At 56.7% G+C, this 16,475-nt stretch carries 11 protein-coding genes and 1 tRNA gene; 11 read left to right on the forward strand and 1 reads right to left on the reverse strand.

Translation table 11 applies throughout. The annotated features are described in order from the left end of the window. Positions 1 to 228 precede the first annotated feature (228 nt). From QMZ65_RS20445 to yegS, 10 genes are all read left to right on the forward strand, one after another. Positions 229 to 1,455: an MdtA/MuxA family multidrug efflux RND transporter periplasmic adaptor subunit gene (locus tag QMZ65_RS20445; RefSeq protein ID WP_283216599.1), complete on the forward strand. Its 1,227-nt coding sequence runs from the start codon at positions 229 to 231 to the stop codon at positions 1,453 to 1,455. Beyond that, positions 1,455 to 4,577 carry an MdtB/MuxB family multidrug efflux RND transporter permease subunit gene (locus tag QMZ65_RS20450; protein ID WP_283216600.1) on the forward strand — a complete coding sequence of 1,041 codons (3,123 nt, stop codon included), beginning with the start codon at positions 1,455 to 1,457 and terminating at the stop codon, positions 4,575 to 4,577. Before QMZ65_RS20445 ends, QMZ65_RS20450 begins: the two co-directional genes overlap by 1 nt. Next, entirely contained in the window at positions 4,574 to 7,642 is a 3,069-nt protein-coding gene (mdtC, locus tag QMZ65_RS20455; protein WP_058961405.1) for a multidrug efflux RND transporter permease subunit MdtC, read from the forward strand. Before QMZ65_RS20450 ends, mdtC begins: the two co-directional genes overlap by 4 nt. Before the next feature lie 71 nt (positions 7,643 to 7,713). Next, on the forward strand, positions 7,714 to 7,947 hold the full coding sequence (gene vapB, locus QMZ65_RS20460; protein WP_034824846.1) for a type II toxin-antitoxin system VapB family antitoxin: 234 nt from the start codon (positions 7,714 to 7,716) through the stop codon (positions 7,945 to 7,947). After that, on the forward strand, positions 7,947 to 8,345 hold the full coding sequence (vapC, locus tag QMZ65_RS20465; protein WP_097116633.1) for a type II toxin-antitoxin system tRNA(fMet)-specific endonuclease VapC: 399 nt from the start codon (positions 7,947 to 7,949) through the stop codon (positions 8,343 to 8,345). The genes vapB and vapC overlap by 1 nt, the downstream gene beginning before the upstream one ends. 16 nt (positions 8,346 to 8,361) lie before the next feature. After that, positions 8,362 to 9,768, forward strand: coding sequence for an MFS transporter (locus QMZ65_RS20470; protein ID WP_283216601.1), 1,407 nt, complete (start codon positions 8,362 to 8,364; stop codon positions 9,766 to 9,768). After that, entirely contained in the window at positions 9,765 to 11,156 is a 1,392-nt protein-coding gene (gene baeS, locus QMZ65_RS20475) for an envelope stress sensor histidine kinase BaeS (protein WP_097116632.1), read from the forward strand. Before QMZ65_RS20470 ends, baeS begins: the two co-directional genes overlap by 4 nt. A gap of 3 nt (positions 11,157 to 11,159) precedes the next feature. Continuing rightward, positions 11,160 to 11,867, forward strand: coding sequence for an envelope stress response regulator BaeR (gene baeR, locus QMZ65_RS20480; protein ID WP_097116631.1), 708 nt, complete (start codon positions 11,160 to 11,162; stop codon positions 11,865 to 11,867). Between the two features lie 139 nt (positions 11,868 to 12,006). Next, positions 12,007 to 13,374, forward strand: a complete 1,368-nt coding sequence (trhP, locus tag QMZ65_RS20485) for a prephenate-dependent tRNA uridine(34) hydroxylase TrhP (RefSeq protein ID WP_160833496.1) — start codon at positions 12,007 to 12,009, stop codon at positions 13,372 to 13,374. A 232-nt stretch (positions 13,375 to 13,606) separates the two neighbouring features. Further along, on the forward strand, positions 13,607 to 14,506 hold the full coding sequence (yegS, locus tag QMZ65_RS20490) for a lipid kinase YegS (RefSeq protein WP_283216602.1): 900 nt from the start codon (positions 13,607 to 13,609) through the stop codon (positions 14,504 to 14,506). 462 nt (positions 14,507 to 14,968) lie between these two features. Here the strand turns inward: yegS and QMZ65_RS20495 are convergent, their stop codons facing one another. After that, on the reverse strand, positions 14,969 to 16,090 hold the full coding sequence (locus tag QMZ65_RS20495) for a Gfo/Idh/MocA family protein (RefSeq protein ID WP_058961411.1): 1,122 nt from the start codon (positions 16,088 to 16,090) through the stop codon (positions 14,969 to 14,971). Between the two features lie 308 nt (positions 16,091 to 16,398). Here QMZ65_RS20495 and QMZ65_RS20500 point away from each other — a divergent pair. Further along, positions 16,399 to 16,474, forward strand: a tRNA-Asn gene (locus QMZ65_RS20500). Position 16,475 lies beyond the last annotated feature (1 nt).

The raw sequence follows: 16,475 nt of genomic DNA on the forward strand, positions 1-16,475 counted from the left end.
ATTGAAACGAGACATGACTGCCTTTGAGCTTAGCAAAGGAAATCGCTGCGCTTATGCGTTTTCCTGCCAAAATGTTTACACAATATGAATACTTAGCCCGCTAGCGGAGATATTCTTAATTCCTTCAATTTTTGCCCGGCCCGGGCGTCTACAATCATTTCGTTTGCGAAACGGCCATTTTGCTTTCGCATTTGGGGAATACGAAACCGCTGGAGAGCACGCAAGCAGATGAACAGTCGACTGAAAACAAGCCTGATAACACTTGTCGCGATCGCCGCAGTCGCGGGCGGATATTACTGGTGGCAGCATCCTGCGGAACCGAGTAAGCAGCCGCAAGCCGAGGGCCAGCAGCATCATGGTCGCGGTGCAGGCGGCGCAAATCGCCGTCCTTTAGCACCGGTGCAGGCCGCTGCCGCAACGACCCAGAGCGTGCCCTACTATCTCAGCGGGCTTGGCACCGTCACCGCCGCCAATACCGTGACGGTTCGCAGTCGCGTTGATGGCCAGCTGATGGCTCTACATTTCCAGGAAGGTCAGCAGGTGGCAGCGGGTGCACTGCTTGCCGAAATCGATCCCCGCCCGTATCAGGTCGCGTTAATTCAGGCACAAGGCCAGCTGGCAAAAGATCAGGCCACGCTGGCCAATGCACGCCGCGATCTCAGTCGCTATGAAAAACTGGCGAAAACCTCACTGGTGTCGCAGCAGGAACTAGACACGCAACGCTCGCTGGTGAGTGAAACGCTGGGCACGATTAAAGCCGATGAAGGCAACGTCGCCAGCGCGCAGCTCAATCTCACCTACAGCCGCATTACCGCGCCGATCTCCGGTCGCGTAGGCCTGAAGCAGGTCGATGTCGGCAACTACATTACGTCCGGCGATACCACTGGCCTGGTCGTGATCACTGAAACCCATCCGATTGACGTGGTGTTTAGCGTCGCCGAGAACAACATCAGCCAGATCCTCAAGGCACAAAAAAGCGGCCAGCCGCTGATAGTCGAAGCCTGGGATCGCCGCAACAAAACCCTGCTCACCAGCGGCACCCTGCTCAGCCTCGATAACCAGATTGATGCCACTACCGGCACCATCAAACTCAAAGCGCGATTTGATAATCAGGATGACACGCTGTTCCCCAATCAGTTTGTGAATGCGCGTCTGAAAGTGGACACGCTGCAGGATGCGGTGGTGATCCCAACGGCTGCGCTACAAATGAGCAACGACGGTCACTTTGTCTGGGTGGTCAACAGCGAAAACAAAGTGAGCAAGAAGCGCGTAACGGCGGGCTTGCAGGACAGCCAGAAAGTGGTAATCAGCGCCGGGCTCGACGCCGGTGAGCGCGTGGTCACTGACGGATTGGATCGTCTGACAGAAGGTGCCACTGTTGAAGTGGTATCACCGCAAAGTACCGCCACACACAGCACGCGCGCCGCCCAGCCTGCGCGCGGAGAGCGTCAATAATGCAGGTGATGCCTCCTGACAGCAGCGGCGGTCCGTCACGCCTGTTTATTCTGAGACCGGTGGCGACCACGCTGCTGATGATTGCCATTCTGCTGGCGGGCGTGCTCGGTTACCGCTTTCTGCCGGTATCGGCGCTGCCCGAAGTGGATTACCCGACGATTCAGGTGGTCACGCTCTATCCCGGCGCCAGCCCGGATGTGGTGACGTCCTCGATTACCGCCCCGCTTGAACGTCAGTTCGGCCAGATGTCAGGGCTGAAGCAGATGGCATCGCAGAGTTCCGGTGGTGCCTCCGTGGTGACCTTGCAGTTCCAGCTTTCACTCTCTTTGGATGTCGCCGAGCAGGAAGTACAGGCGGCGATCAACTCTGCCACCAATCTGCTGCCCAGCGATCTGCCCAACCCGCCGGTCTACAGCAAGGTCAATCCTGCCGACCCACCGATCATGACGCTCGCCGTCACCACCACCAGCATGCCGCTGACCCAGGTGCAGGACATGGTGGAGACGCGTGTGGCGCAGAAAATTTCGCAGGTGACCGGTGTGGGCCTGGTGACGCTGTCCGGCGGGCAACGCCCAGCTGTGCGCGTGAAAATGAACACCCAGGCACTGGCCGCGTTAGGCTTGACCAGCGAGACGGTGCGCACCGCGATTACCAACGCCAACGTCAATTCCGCCAAAGGTAGCCTGGATGGCCCAACGCGATCGATTACGCTGGCCGCCAACGATCAGATGACCTCCGCCGAGGATTACCGCAAGCTGATCATCAGCTATAACAACGGTGCGCCAGTGCGTCTTGGTGATGTCGCCTCCATTGAACAAGGTGCGGAAAACAGCTGGCTCGGGGCCTGGGCTAACCGTCAGCAGGCGATTGTGCTCAACGTACAGCGCCAGCCGGGTGCCAATATCATTGCCACCGCTGATAGTATTCGTGCAGTGCTGCCCTCACTTACCGCCACACTGCCCAAATCGGTAGACGTGAAACTGCTCACCGACCGCACCACCAATATCCGAGCATCAGTAGCGGATACGCAGCACGAGCTGATGCTGGCGATTGGTCTGGTGGTGATGATCATCTATCTGTTTCTGCGTAACGTGCCTGCCACCATCATCCCGGCCGTGGCAGTACCGCTGTCGCTGGTCGGGACGTTTGCGGCCATGTATTTCCTCGGCTTCTCGATCAATAACCTGACGCTGATGGCACTCACCATTGCCACCGGCTTTGTGGTCGACGATGCCATCGTGGTGATCGAGAACATCTCGCGCTATATCGAAAAAGGCGAAAAGCCAATGACGGCGGCGCTGAAGGGCGCGGGTGAAATCGGCTTTACCATTATCTCCCTCACCTTTTCGCTGATTGCGGTGCTGATCCCGCTGCTGTTTATGGGCGATGTGATTGGTCGCCTGTTCCGTGAGTTTGCTGTGACGCTGGCGGTGGCGATTCTGATCTCAGCCGTGGTGTCGCTCACGCTCACGCCGATGATGTGTGCACGCATGCTCAGCGCCGAATCGCTGCGCAAGCAGAACCGCTTCTCGCGAGCCAGTGAAGCGATGTTTGATCGGGTGATTGCCGGTTATGGCCGCTGGCTGACCCGCGTATTGCAGCATCCGTGGATCACACTGTCGGTGGCGCTCGGCACGCTGCTGCTGACGGTAGTGATGTGGATTGCTATACCGAAAGGCTTCTTCCCGCAGCAGGACAACGGCATTATTCAGGGTACCTTGCAGGCGCCGCAGTCGGTGTCATACGCCAGCATGGCGGAACGCACGCGCGATGTGGCGTCGATCATCATGAAAGATCCGGCGGTGCAGAGCATGACGTCATTTGTCGGCGTCGATGGCACCAATGCGGCACTGAACAGCGCGCGTTTACAGATCAACCTGAAACCGCTCAGCGAGCGTGATGACCGCATTCCGGCGGTACAGAAACGCCTGCAGCAAGAGATTGATAAAGTGCCTGGCGTCTCACTGTGGCTGCAGCCGGTGGAGGATTTGACCATTGAAACCCAGGCCAGCCGCACGCCGTACCAGTTCACGCTGCAATCCGGCTCGCTGGAATCACTCAGCACCTGGGTACCGAAGCTGCTGGCACAACTCAATAGCTTACCGCAGCTGCGTGACGTCAGCAGCGACTGGCAGGATCAGGGGCTGGAAGCCTTTATCCGTGTCGATCGTGACAGTGCCAGCCGCCTCGGCATCACTATGGCGGATGTCGATAACGCGTTGTATAACGCTTTCGGTCAACGATTGATCTCCACCATTTATACTCAGGCCAATCAGTATCGCGTGGTGCTGGAGCAGAACAATGAGCAAACGCCGGGCCTGGCCAGTCTCGACGGTATTCGCCTGGCCAGTACGGACGGCGGCAGCGTGCCGTTGAGTGCCATCGCACAGATCGAAGAGCGTCATGCGGCGTTGAGCATTAACCACCTCGATCAATTCCCGTCAGCCACCTTCTCGTTTGATGTCGCCGAAGGCTATTCACTGGGCGAAGCGGTGAAAGCCATCAGTGCAGCCGAAGATCAGGTCGGCATGCCCGCCGAAATGATGACGCAGTTCCAGGGCAGCACGCTGGCGTTTGAAGCGGCGCTCACCAGCACGGTGTGGCTGATTATTGCGGCGGTGGTGGCAATGTATATCGTGCTCGGCGTGCTGTATGAGAGCTTTATCCATCCGATCACTATTCTCTCCACACTACCGACGGCGGGCGTGGGCGCGTTGCTGGCGCTGATGCTGAGCGGCAACGAGCTGGATATCATCGCCATCATCGGCATTATCTTGCTGATCGGTATCGTGAAGAAAAACGCCATCATGATGATCGATTTCGCGCTGGCCGCCGAGCGTGAGCAAGGTATGGCACCACGTGAAGCGATCTATCAGGCCTGTTTACTGCGTTTCCGTCCGATTCTGATGACCACGATGGCGGCACTGCTCGGTGCCTTGCCATTGATGTTGAGCACCGGTGTTGGCGCAGAGCTGCGTCATCCGTTAGGGATTGCCATGGTCGGCGGCTTGATCCTCAGCCAAATCCTGACGTTGTTTACCACGCCAGTGATCTATCTGCTGTTTGACCGACTGGCCCACGCCACGCGCCGTCGCTTTAAGCGTTCCGAGGCGCAGCCGTGAAGTTCTTCGCGCTGTTTATCCATCGGCCAGTGGCGACCACGCTGCTGACGCTGGCAATCGCGCTGGCCGGTATTCTCGGTTTCCGTCTGCTGCCAGTCGCTCCGCTGCCGCAGCTGGATTTCCCGGTGATCGTGATTACCGCTTCGCTGCCCGGTGCGTCGCCGGAAACCATGGCTGCTTCGGTCGCCACGCCGCTGGAACGTTCGCTGGGGCGCATAGCCGGTGTCAGTGAGATGACCTCCACCAGTTCACTCGGCAGCACGCGCGTGATTCTGGTGTTCGATTTTGACCGCGATATCAACGGTGCCGCGCGTGACGTGCAGGCCGCCATCAACGCCGCCCAAAGCCTGCTGCCGACCGGCATGCCGAGCCGTCCGACCTATCGCAAAGCCAACCCATCGGATGCACCGATCATGATCCTGACGCTGACCTCGGATATTTATAATCCCGGTCAGCTGTATGATTACGCCTCAACGCAACTGGCGCAGAAGCTGTCGCAGATTCAGGGCGTTGGTGATGTCACCGTGGGCGGCAGTTCATTGCCTGCGGTGCGCGTCGATCTTAATCCGCAGGCGCTATTTAATCAGGGCGTATCACTGGATGCGGTCCGTACTGCCATCAGCAATGCCAACCAGCGCCGTCCGCAAGGGGCGATTGATGATGTGCAGCAGCGCTGGCAGGTACGTACCAACGATGAGCTGCAAACCGCCAGCGAATATCAGCCGCTGGTGGTGCATTACAGCAACGGCGCGGCGGTCCGCCTAAGCGATGTGGCTAACGTGCAGGACTCGGTGCAGGACGTGCGCAACGCCGGGATGACCAATGGCAAACCGGCGGTGCTGCTGGTGGTGCGCAAATCGCCGGATGCCAATATTATTGAAACCGTGGATCGCATCCGCAGCGAGATGCCGCTGCTGCATGAGGTGATTCCCGCTGCCATCGATTTACAGATCGCTCAGGACCGCTCCCCCACCATTCGCGCCTCGCTGCAGGAAGTGGAGCAGTCATTGATGATTGCGGTGGCGCTGGTGATTCTGGTGGTGTTTGTGTTCCTGCGCGACGGCCGTGCCACCCTGATCCCGGCCGCCGCCGTGCCGGTTTCGCTGATTGGCACCTTTGCCGCCATGTATCTGTGTGGATTCAGCCTCAACAACCTCTCACTGATGGCGCTGACCATCGCCACCGGGTTCGTGGTCGATGATGCGATTGTGGTGCTGGAAAATATCGCGCGTCACGTTGAAGCGGGGATGAAACCGCTACAGGCGGCGCTAACCGGCGTGCGCGAAGTGGGCTTTACCGTGCTGTCGATGAGTCTGTCGCTGATTGCCGTGTTCCTGCCACTGCTGATGCTGGGCGGCATTATCGGGCGCTTCTTCTCGGAATTTGCCATCACGCTGTCGGTGGCGATCCTCATCTCGCTGTTTATTTCGATTACGTTGACGCCGATGATGTGCGCCTACCTGCTGAAGCCGCAGGAAAAGCGCAGCCAGCCGCGCACGCGGGGTTTTGCCAAAGTGATGCTGAGCGTGCAAAACGGCTACGCGCGCTCGCTGGGTTGGGTGCTGAATCATGCCATCTGGGTGCTGATGCTACTGCTCGCCACCGTCGGGCTGACGGTGTATCTGTTTATCTCGATCCCCAAAACTTTTATGCCGGAACAAGACACCGGACGCTTAAACGGTTTTATCTCGGCGGATCAGAGCATTTCGTTCCAGGCGATGCGTGGCAAGCTGCAGGATTTCATGAACATCATCAAAGCCGATCCGGCGGTGGATAACGTCACCGGTTTTACCGGCGGTTCGCGCACCAACAGCGGATCGATGTTCGTGTCACTTAAGCCACTGTCGGAACGCAGTGAAAACGCGCAGGAAGTGATTGCCCGCCTGCGCACCAAGCTGGCGAAAGAGCCCGGCGCTAACCTGTACCTCAACGCGGTGCAGGATATTCGTATCGGCGGACGTGAATCTAACGCCAGCTACCAATACAGCCTGCTGTCGGACAATCTCGCTGACCTGCGTGAGTGGGAGCCAAAAATTCGTCAGGCGTTTGCTGCACTGCCGGAACTGGTCGACGTGAACTCCGATCAGCAGGACAAAGGCAGCGAAATGGATCTGACCTACGATCGGGAAAGCATGGCGCGGCTGGGTATTGAAGTCTCGGCCGCCAATGCGCTGCTGAACAACGCCTTTGGTCAACGGCAAATCTCCACCATTTACCAGCCGCTCAATCAGTACAAAGTGGTGATGGAAGTCGATCCGCGCTACACCCAGGATATCAGCGCCCTCGATCAGATGTTCGTGATCAACAGCGATGGCAAAGCCATTCCGCTGAGTTGGTTCGCCAAATGGCAACCTGCTAACGCGCCACTGTCGGTGAACCACGAAGGCCTGTCCGCCGCCTCAACTATCTCCTTTAACCTGCCGGAAGGCGTGTCGTTATCCCAGGCTTCAGCCGCCGTTGAACGCACCATGACGGCGCTCGGCGTGCCCTCCAGCGTGCGCGGCAGCTTTGCCGGTACGGCGCAGGTATTTGAACAGTCACAATCCAACCAGCTGTATCTGATGCTGGCGGCAATTGCAGCGGTGTATATCGTGCTGGGGATTTTGTATGAGAGCTACGTGCATCCGCTGACCATTCTTTCCACCCTGCCTTCGGCCGGCGTGGGCGCGCTGCTGGCGCTGGAATTGTTTAATACGCCGTTCAGTTTGATTGCGCTGATAGGGATATTGCTGCTGATTGGCATCGTGAAAAAGAACGCCATCATGATGGTGGATTTCGCGCTGGAGGCACAGCGCAACGGCAATCTCAGCGCGCGTGACGCCATTTTCCAGGCCTGCCAGATGCGTTTCCGCCCGATTCTGATGACCACGCTGGCAGCGCTGTTTGGCGCACTGCCGCTGGTGCTGACCAGCGGCGACGGTGCCGAACTGCGTCAACCGCTGGGCATCACTATTGCCGGCGGCCTGGTGATGAGTCAGCTACTCACGCTCTACACCACACCGGTGGTGTTTCTGATGATGGATAAGCTGAGTCGGCGTAAAAAAGCGGCATTGATTACCGAATGACCATGCTATACACCTTTGCTACATAGCATAAAGCGAGTAAACTTTATCCAGTCACTATGAAGGAGGTTTATATGTCTCAAGGTACAGTGTTTACAAATAATCGTACGCAAAACGTGCGTATTCCTGCTGACGTGCGCTTTCCCGACAACGTGAAAAATGTCACGGTGCGTGCGATTGGCAAAGAGCGCATTCTCACACCAATAGAAAACGCCTGGGATAGCTTTTTCCTCGATGGCCCCAGCGTAAGCGATGATTTTATGAATGAGCGTGCGTCACAGGAGCAATCTGACAGGGAAGATTTTTAATGCATCGCTATATGCTGGATACCAACATCGTTATCTATGTCATCAAACGCCGCCCGATTGAGGTTTTGGAACGCTTTAATGCCAATGTCGGGCGCATGGTCATCTCATCGATTACGCTTGCTGAACTCGTTCATGGTGCGGAGAAAAGTGCTTTTCCTGAAAGGAATTTACGCACTGTTGAAGACTTTGTTTCCCGTCTGGACGTACTCAGTTACGACCAAAGGGCAGCATTTCAATACGGCTCGATTCGCGCTGACCTGGAAAAGAAAGGCACACCCATCGGTCTGAATGATTTACACATTGCTGCACACGCGCGGAGTGAAGCGCTAACACTCATTACCAACAACCTGCGCGAATTTTCACGGGTGAACGGGTTAATCAGCGAAAACTGGCTTTAATATAACGGTAATCTTCATGAACTCGCAAACCGCTACCGTGCGCTGGCAGCTGTGGATCGTCGCCTTCGGCTTTTTTATGCAGGCGCTGGATACCACCATCGTCAACACCGCCATCCCTTCAATGGCGCGTGACCTCAATGTCAGCCCACTCAACATGCATTCGGTGATCGTGTCGTATGTGCTGACGGTGGCCGTGACGTTGCCGATCAGCGGCTGGCTGGCGGATCGCTTTGGCGTGCGTAACATTTTCTTCTGCGCCATTGTGCTGTTTAGCATCGGTTCGCTGCTGTGCGCCTTCTCCACCTCGCTCGATCAACTGGTGATGGCGCGCGTGGTGCAAGGCGTCGGCGGTGCGATGATGGTGCCGGTCGGGCGTTTGACGGTGATGAAAATTGTGCCGCGCGAGCAGTACATGTCGGCGATGACCTTTGTGACAACCCCCGGGCAAATCGGTCCGCTGCTCGGTCCGGCGCTGGGCGGGATTTTAGTGCAATACGCCAGCTGGCACTGGATCTTCCTGATTAATATTCCGGTCGGCATCATCGGCGCGATTGCCACTCTGATGCTGATGCCGAATTACACCATGCAAACCAAACGCTTCGACTTCCTCGGTTTTGTGCTGCTGGCAGTGGGCATGGCGACCCTGACGCTGGCGCTCGACGGCCAGCGCAGCACCGGCGGCTCCCCGCTGCTGCTCGGCGCACTGATTCTGGTCGGCGTGTTCTCCCTGCTGTTTTACCTGATGCACGGCCGCAACAACGACAACGCGCTGTTTAGCCTGAAGCTGTTCGACAACCGCATCTACTCGATTGGCCTGCTCGGCAGCTTCACCGGACGCATCGGTAGCGGCATGCTGCCCTTTATGACACCGATCTTTTTGCAGGTGGGCCTCGGCTACAGCCCGTTCCACGCGGGTTTAATGATGATTCCGATGGTGCTGGGCAATATGGGCACCAAACGCGTGGTGGTGCGCATCGTTAACCTGTTTGGCTATCGCAATGCGCTGGTCGGGGCGACTATCGCACTGGCGCTGGTGGTGTTGCTGTTTCCGGCAGTGGCGCTGCTCGGATGGGTGTGGATGCTGCCAGTGGTCCTGCTGCTGCAAGGCATGGTGAATGCCATCCGCTTCTCCTCAATGAACACCTTAACGCTGAAAGAGTTACCGGATGATCTGGCTTCAAGCGGCAACAGCTTGCTCTCGATGATCATGCAGTTGTCGATGAGTATTGGCGTCACGGTGGCAGGCTTGCTGCTGGGTGCGTTCGCCCCCGGCGCCGTGACCAACAGCGCCGCCGCACATCAAACCTTTATTTATACCTACCTGTGCATGGCGCTGGTGATTGTGTTGCCAGCACTGGTGTTCTGGCGCGTACCCAAAGATGTGAGTAAGAACGTGGATCTCAGAGGCAGGAGAAAAGCATGAAGCAGCCGTTGAAACTCGGCATTGGTGCCAAGTTGTTTGTGGCGATTTTTTCCACCTGCATGCTGGTGATCATCACCATGCACTGGGGCGTGCGCCTCAGCTTTGAGCACGGCTTTGTTGATTACATCAAGAAAGGCAATGAACAGCGTTTAACCCTGCTGAGCGATGCGCTGGCGGATCAGTATGAGCAGCACGGCAACTGGGATTTCCTGCGGAACAACGACCGCCTGATTTTCACCATACTGCGATCGATGGAGCAAAATCCCGGCAGCAGTACGCAGTTGCCGCCACACGGCTGGCGCACCCAATTCTGGATTATCGATCAGCAGTATAAAGTGCTGTCCGGGCCACACTCACCGGTGCCGCCGGAAGGCACGCGGCGCAACATCACCACCAGCACCGGCAAAGTGGTGGGTTGGGTGATCGCCTCGCCCGCTGAACGACTGACGCGCAGCACCGATATTAACTTTGATCTGCAGCAGCGCCGCACCAGCTGGATGATCGTCACCCTCACCACGCTGCTGGCGGCGCTGGTCACCTGGCTGCTGGCGCGCGGCTTATTGGCCCCGGTGAAGCGGCTGGTGGATGGCACCCATGAACTGGCGGCAGGCAAATTTTCCACACGCGTGGAAGTGGGCAGCAGTGATGAAATCGGCCAGCTGGCGCGTGACTTTAACCAGCTCGCCAGTTCGCTGGAGAAGAACGAAAGTAACCGCCGCGCCTTTATGGCCGACATCTCCCACGAGCTGCGCACACCGCTGGCGATCATGCGCGGTGAGCTGGAGGCGATGCAGGATGGTGTGCGCAAGCTGACGCCGGAGGCCATCACCTCACTGCAGAGTGAAGTGGTGGTGCTGACTAAACTGGTGGATGATTTGCATCAGCTGTCGCTGTCTGACGCGGGCGCCCTCGCCTATCGCAAACAGCCGGTGGATGTGGTGAATCTGCTGGAAGTGGTGGCAGGCAGCTTTGGCGAACGCTATCGCAGCCGGGATTTAACCCTCACCCTTGCGCTGCCGACCAAAGCGGAAAGTTTTGGCGATCCGGATCGTTTGATGCAGTTGTTCACCAATCTGCTGGAGAATAGCCTGCGTTATACCGATGCCGGTGGCGAAGTACGGGTCAGCCTGCAGCAACACGGCGACTACTGGCAGTTACGCTTTGCGGATAGCGCGCCCGGCGTCGATGCTGAACATCAGGCACATCTTTTTGAGCGTTTTTTCCGTGCTGAAAGTTCACGCAATCGCGCCAGCGGCGGCTCTGGATTAGGCCTGGCGATCTGTAAAAACATTGTTGAAGCACATAGCGGCAGCATTTCTGCGGAGCACTCTGATTTAGGTGGACTGCAAATCGCGCTAAACTTGCCGTATGTTCCTCACCAGAAATAGCTTATGAGCCCGGATAATCACGATCCCCTGATTCTTATTGTTGAAGACGAACCGAAACTGGCGCAGCTGATGATCGATTATCTGCAGGCGTCCAACTATCGCACCCACCATATTGCCGATGGCAATGAAGTGCTGAACTACGTGCAGCACTCACCGCCGGATTTGATGCTGCTGGATTTGATGCTGCCGGGTCGCGATGGCTTAACGCTGTGTCGTGAAATCCGCCGTTTCTCCGAGCTGCCGATCATTATGGTGACAGCACGCACCGAGGAGATCGACCGCCTGCTGGGGCTGGAAATCGGCGCGGATGATTACATCTGCAAACCGTTCAGCCCGCGTGAGGTGGTGGCGCGCGTGAAAACCATTTTGCGCCGCGTGAAACGTTCGCCGGAAGAGGCGCAACTCGCCTCGCATCTGCTGATTGATGAAGGGCGTTTTCAGGCCAGCTGGCGCGAACAGCAACTGGAACTGACGCCTGCTGAATTCCGCTTACTGAAAACCCTGGCGCTGGAGCCGGGTAAAGTGTTCTCGCGTGAACAGTTACTGAATCATCTTTATGACGATTATCGCGTGGTCACTGACCGCACTATTGATAGCCATATCAAGAATCTGCGTCGCAAGCTGGAAAACCTCGATGCGGAGCAGCCGTTTATTCGTGCGGTGTACGGCATGGGTTATCGCTGGGAAGCGGACGTCTGTCGCCTGATGTAGCGCTCGCTTGATGTAGATCAATTTACTTCAGCGACGGCCCTGCCTACAATTCCCCACCTTTTGCAGGGCCGTTTGATGCGGCTCGTGCACCTGCCATCGCCGATGGCATGCTGACCTGACATCAGTGAGAATTCCCTTCATGTTTAAACCCGAACTCCTTTCTCCAGCGGGATCGCTGAAGAATATGCGCTATGCCTTTGCCTATGGCGCAGACGCGGTGTATGCCGGTCAACCGCGCTACAGCCTGCGCGTGCGTAATAATGAATTTACCCACGAAGTGCTGGCCAAGGGCATTGAAGAAGCGCACCAGCTGGGCAAGAAATTCTACGTAGTGGTGAACATCGCGCCGCATAACGCCAAGCTGAAAACCTTTATCCGCGACCTGACGCCGGTGGTGGAGATGCAGCCCGATGCGCTAATCATGTCCGATCCCGGCCTGATTATGCTGGTGCGTGAAGCTTTTCCGGAGATGCCGATTCATCTATCGGTGCAGGCCAATGCGGTGAACTGGGCGACGGTGAAGTTCTGGCAGCAGATGGGGCTGACCCGCGTGATTCTGTCGCGCGAGCTGTCGCTGGATGAGATTGCTGAGATTCGCCAGCAGGTGCCAGAAATGGAGATTGAGATCTTCGTACACGGCGCACTGTGCATGGCCTACTCCGGGCGCTGTCTGCTTTCCGGTTATCTCAATAAGCGCGATCCGAATCAGGGAACCTGTACTAACGCCTGCCGCTGGGAATACAAAGTGGAAGAAGGCAAACAGGATGAGGTGGGCAATATTGTCGGCTTCCACCAGCCGGTTGAGGTGCAGGAGCCCACGCTGGGCGTTGGCGCGACGACCGACCGTGTATTCTTGTTAGAAGAGAAGATGAAGCCCGGTGAAGTGATGAGTGCCTTTGAAGATGAGCACGGCACTTACATCATGAACTCAAAGGATTTACGCGCGGTGGCCCATGTCGAGCGCCTGAGCCAGATGGGCGTACATTCGCTGAAAATTGAAGGCCGCACTAAATCTTTCTATTACTGTGCTCGCACCGCGCAGGTTTATCGTCGCGCCATCGATGATGCGGCAGCCGGCAAGCCGTTCGATCCGGCGCTGCTGGAGACGCTGGAAGGTTTGGCGCATCGTGGCTATACCGAAGGTTTCCTGCGTCGTCATACGCATGACAGTTATCAGAACTATGAACAGGGTTTCTCGGTATCCGATCGCCAGCAGTTTGTGGGAGAGTTTACCGGTGAACGTCGCGGCGACTGGGCGCAAATTGCCGTGAAGAATAAGTTTTTGCTCGGCGATTCTGTGGAGATCATGACGCCGCAGGGCAATCTGAACTGTACGCTGGAATCGATGCAGAATGATAAAGGTGCAGCGGTAGATGTCGCGCCGGGAGATGGACATAAGGTGTGGATCCCGGTACCGGAATCGGTGGATCTGGCCTTTGCTTTGCTAATGCGAAATTTCACTGACGGCAACAGCACCTACGATCCGCACGGAAAAAAGCGCACATAATGAAAAGAAAGGCGCGAAGTTAGAACAGGATCACAGACCGCCACTACGCCTCGCTTTAGAATCCCGCCTGCTGCTAACGAGTAACAATAAACAGCAGGTAGTACCAGGAACCACCTCATTCACCCGCCCGGCTCCCCCGTGCGGGTTTTCTTTTTTTCATCGCCCGCCGATAAAGTTCCTCGCCCAGCTATGCTATAACCTCTGCATCGTATTTCGCCTCAAGGAACTGATTATGCAAAATAAACCACTGACGCTGCTGATCCTCAATGGGAAAGGCGCGGGCAATGAAGATTTGCGTGCGGCGGTGAATACGCTGCGCGATGAAGGTTTTAATCTGGCGATACGTGTGACCTGGGAAAAGGGCGACGGTGACCGTTACGTGCAGGAAGCGGTGGCGTTGCAGGCTGAAACCGTGGTAGCGGGCGGCGGCGATGGCACCATCAATGAAATCGCCACGGCGCTGGCGGCAGTGCCTGCAGAGCAGCGTCCAGCACTGGGTATTCTGCCGCTTGGTACGGCCAATGATTTCGCCACCAGCGTGGGGATTCCAGAGGAGATGGAACCGGCGCTGCGTCTGGCGGTGTTGGGTAAAGCCAGCGCGATTGATTTGGCGCGTGTAAATGGCGATCGCTACTTTATCAATATGGCGACCGGCGGCTTTGGCACGCGTATTACCACGGAGACGCCGGAGAAATTGAAATCGGCTTTAGGCGGCGTCTCCTATTTTATTCATGGTTTGATGCGAGTGGATGCGCTGAAGCCGGATAGCTGTGAGATCAGCGGTCCGGGATTTGAGTGGCAAGGTGATGCACTGGTGATCGGCATTGGTAATGGTCGTCAGGCAGGTGGCGGACAGAAGCTGTGTCCGGATGCATTGATCAATGATGGGCAGCTGAATCTGAGCATCGTCACCGCGCAGGAGTTGTTGCCGACGTTGCTGCATTCGCTGACGCGTAATGATGAGAATCCGAATATTGTTTCGGCGCAGTTGCAGTCGCTGAGCATTCGTTCACCGCACGAGATGACGTTCAATCTGGATGGCGAACCGCTGACCGGCAGCGAATTTGAAATTGAAGTGATGCCCGGCGCGCTGAGCTGCCGCCTGCCGCCGCAGTGCCCGCTACTGGCGTGATGTTAGTCGGTTAGATTCGGAAGAAATGCAGTCTGGATTGCTAGTGGTGATGCAGCCTGGGTTGCTGGTGATAACGCAGTCTGGGTTGCTGGTGATAACGCAGTCTGGGGTCGCTTTGGGGCTGGCGGTCCTCGCGCCGCTGACGCGGTGCCTTCACTTCACTCGTCAGCCGGACGGACCGGCGCAGACGGAACATCCCTGTTCCGGCTGCGCCTTTCGCCAGCATCCATGCTGGCTCTCCTGGCTTCCTCATTCCGTTCAGCGCTGCGAAATGCCAGCCCCAAAGCGACCCCAGCCTGCTCATTAGCTTTAATGCGTGCTGTCAGAGGTGCTGCCTGTTAGACATTGCGCTCATTGGCTAACTTTGGCTGCTGCCAGAATCACTCTTTAGCAATATTCACTACCGGCTAAGAAGCTGCCCTAGCCTGCCCAACAGCTTGAATGCGTACTGTAAGAAGGGCGTTACACCTTCATCCAACGACGCTCGACGGCGGACACCGCCACCGCTTCCAGTACTTTCTGTACCTGCAAGCCTTCGGCAAAATCTGGCCACATACGATCGCCGGCTGCGATACCGTTGATCAAGTCACGGATCTCCACGGTTTTCTGATCGTTAAAACCAATACCGTGACCCGCTGATACGCAGAAGTTGGCGTAATCCGGATGGGCCGGGCCAGTCAGAATGGTTTTGAAGCCCTGACGTCCAGCGGGCTCATCATGGATATACAGCTCCAGCTCGGCCATGCGCTCCTGGGTGTAGCGTAGCGTGCCTTTGGTGCCGGTGACCACGTAGGTGAGGCCCATTTTGCTGCCACAGGCGATGCGCGAGGTCTCAAACACGCCGTGTGCACCATTTTTAAAGCGCAGCAGCGCGCTGGCCTGATCTTCGTTCTCTACCGGCAGCAGACGTGAAGGGTCTTTGGGATCGGGCCGCTGTTTAATTACCGTCATCATATCGCCGCTGACTTCTTCGATGTCGCCCACCAGATAGTGCGCCATGTTGACGATATGCGCCGCCAGATCGCCTAACGCACCCAAGCCGGCCAGCGCTTTCTGGCAGTGCCAGTCGAGCGGGGTTTCCGGGCGTGCCAGATAATCTTCGTTGTGAGTGCCGTAGAAATGGATCACTTCGCCAATTTCACCGCGCGCAATGATTTCACGCGCCAGCTGGCTGGTCGGGTTTTTCATATAGTTGAAGCCCACCAGCGTTTTGACGCCTGCCTGCTGCGCGGCCTGCACCATCTCTTCTGCGTCTGCCACAGACAACGACAGCGGCTTCTCAGAGTAAACGTGTTTGCCGTTACGAATCGCTTCCAGCGCCATCTCTTTGTGCAGGAAGTTCGGGGCACAGATGTCGACCACATCGATGTTGGGATCGCGCACCAGCTCGTGCCAGTCGCCAGTTGAACGGGCAAAGCCAAAGGTTGCCGCCTGTTTCGCGGCCAGCTCTGGATTCACCTCTGCCAGCATTTCACGCACGATTTCGCCTTTCAGCGCAAAAACAGTGGGAGCCTGCGCGTAAGCTATGGCGTGACAACGACCAATGTAACCACTGCCGATCATTCCGATTCTGACTTTGTTCATGCTGCACCTGGAGTTGTGGGTGGGAATTGATCTGGAATATATGTTTCGCTTTTGGCCGCCACAACGGCGAAATGAAATATCTGTGATCATACATGCGAGGTATCTGACAAAATCGACAAATCAGAATGTAATTTTGCATAACATTAGTGACTTGCATCACAAATCATCCTGTTATGGAGGGTGATTCAGCGCGCTAAGGCGGAGAAAATCGTAAAATTGACGCTTTATTCAGCAGTCAGTTAAAAATGTAGAAAAGGCCTTTGACAACCCAGAGCCTGCTCGTTACTATGCGCCCCGTTCCAAACGATTCCTCTGTAGTTCAGTCGGTAGAACGGCGGACTGTTAATCCGTATGTCACTGGTTCGAGTCCAGTCAGAGGAGCCAA

Origin of the sequence: Pantoea sp. EABMAA-21, from assembly GCF_030053335.1 — a bacterium.
Taxonomy (GTDB): domain Bacteria; phylum Pseudomonadota; class Gammaproteobacteria; order Enterobacterales; family Enterobacteriaceae; genus Pantoea; species Pantoea communis.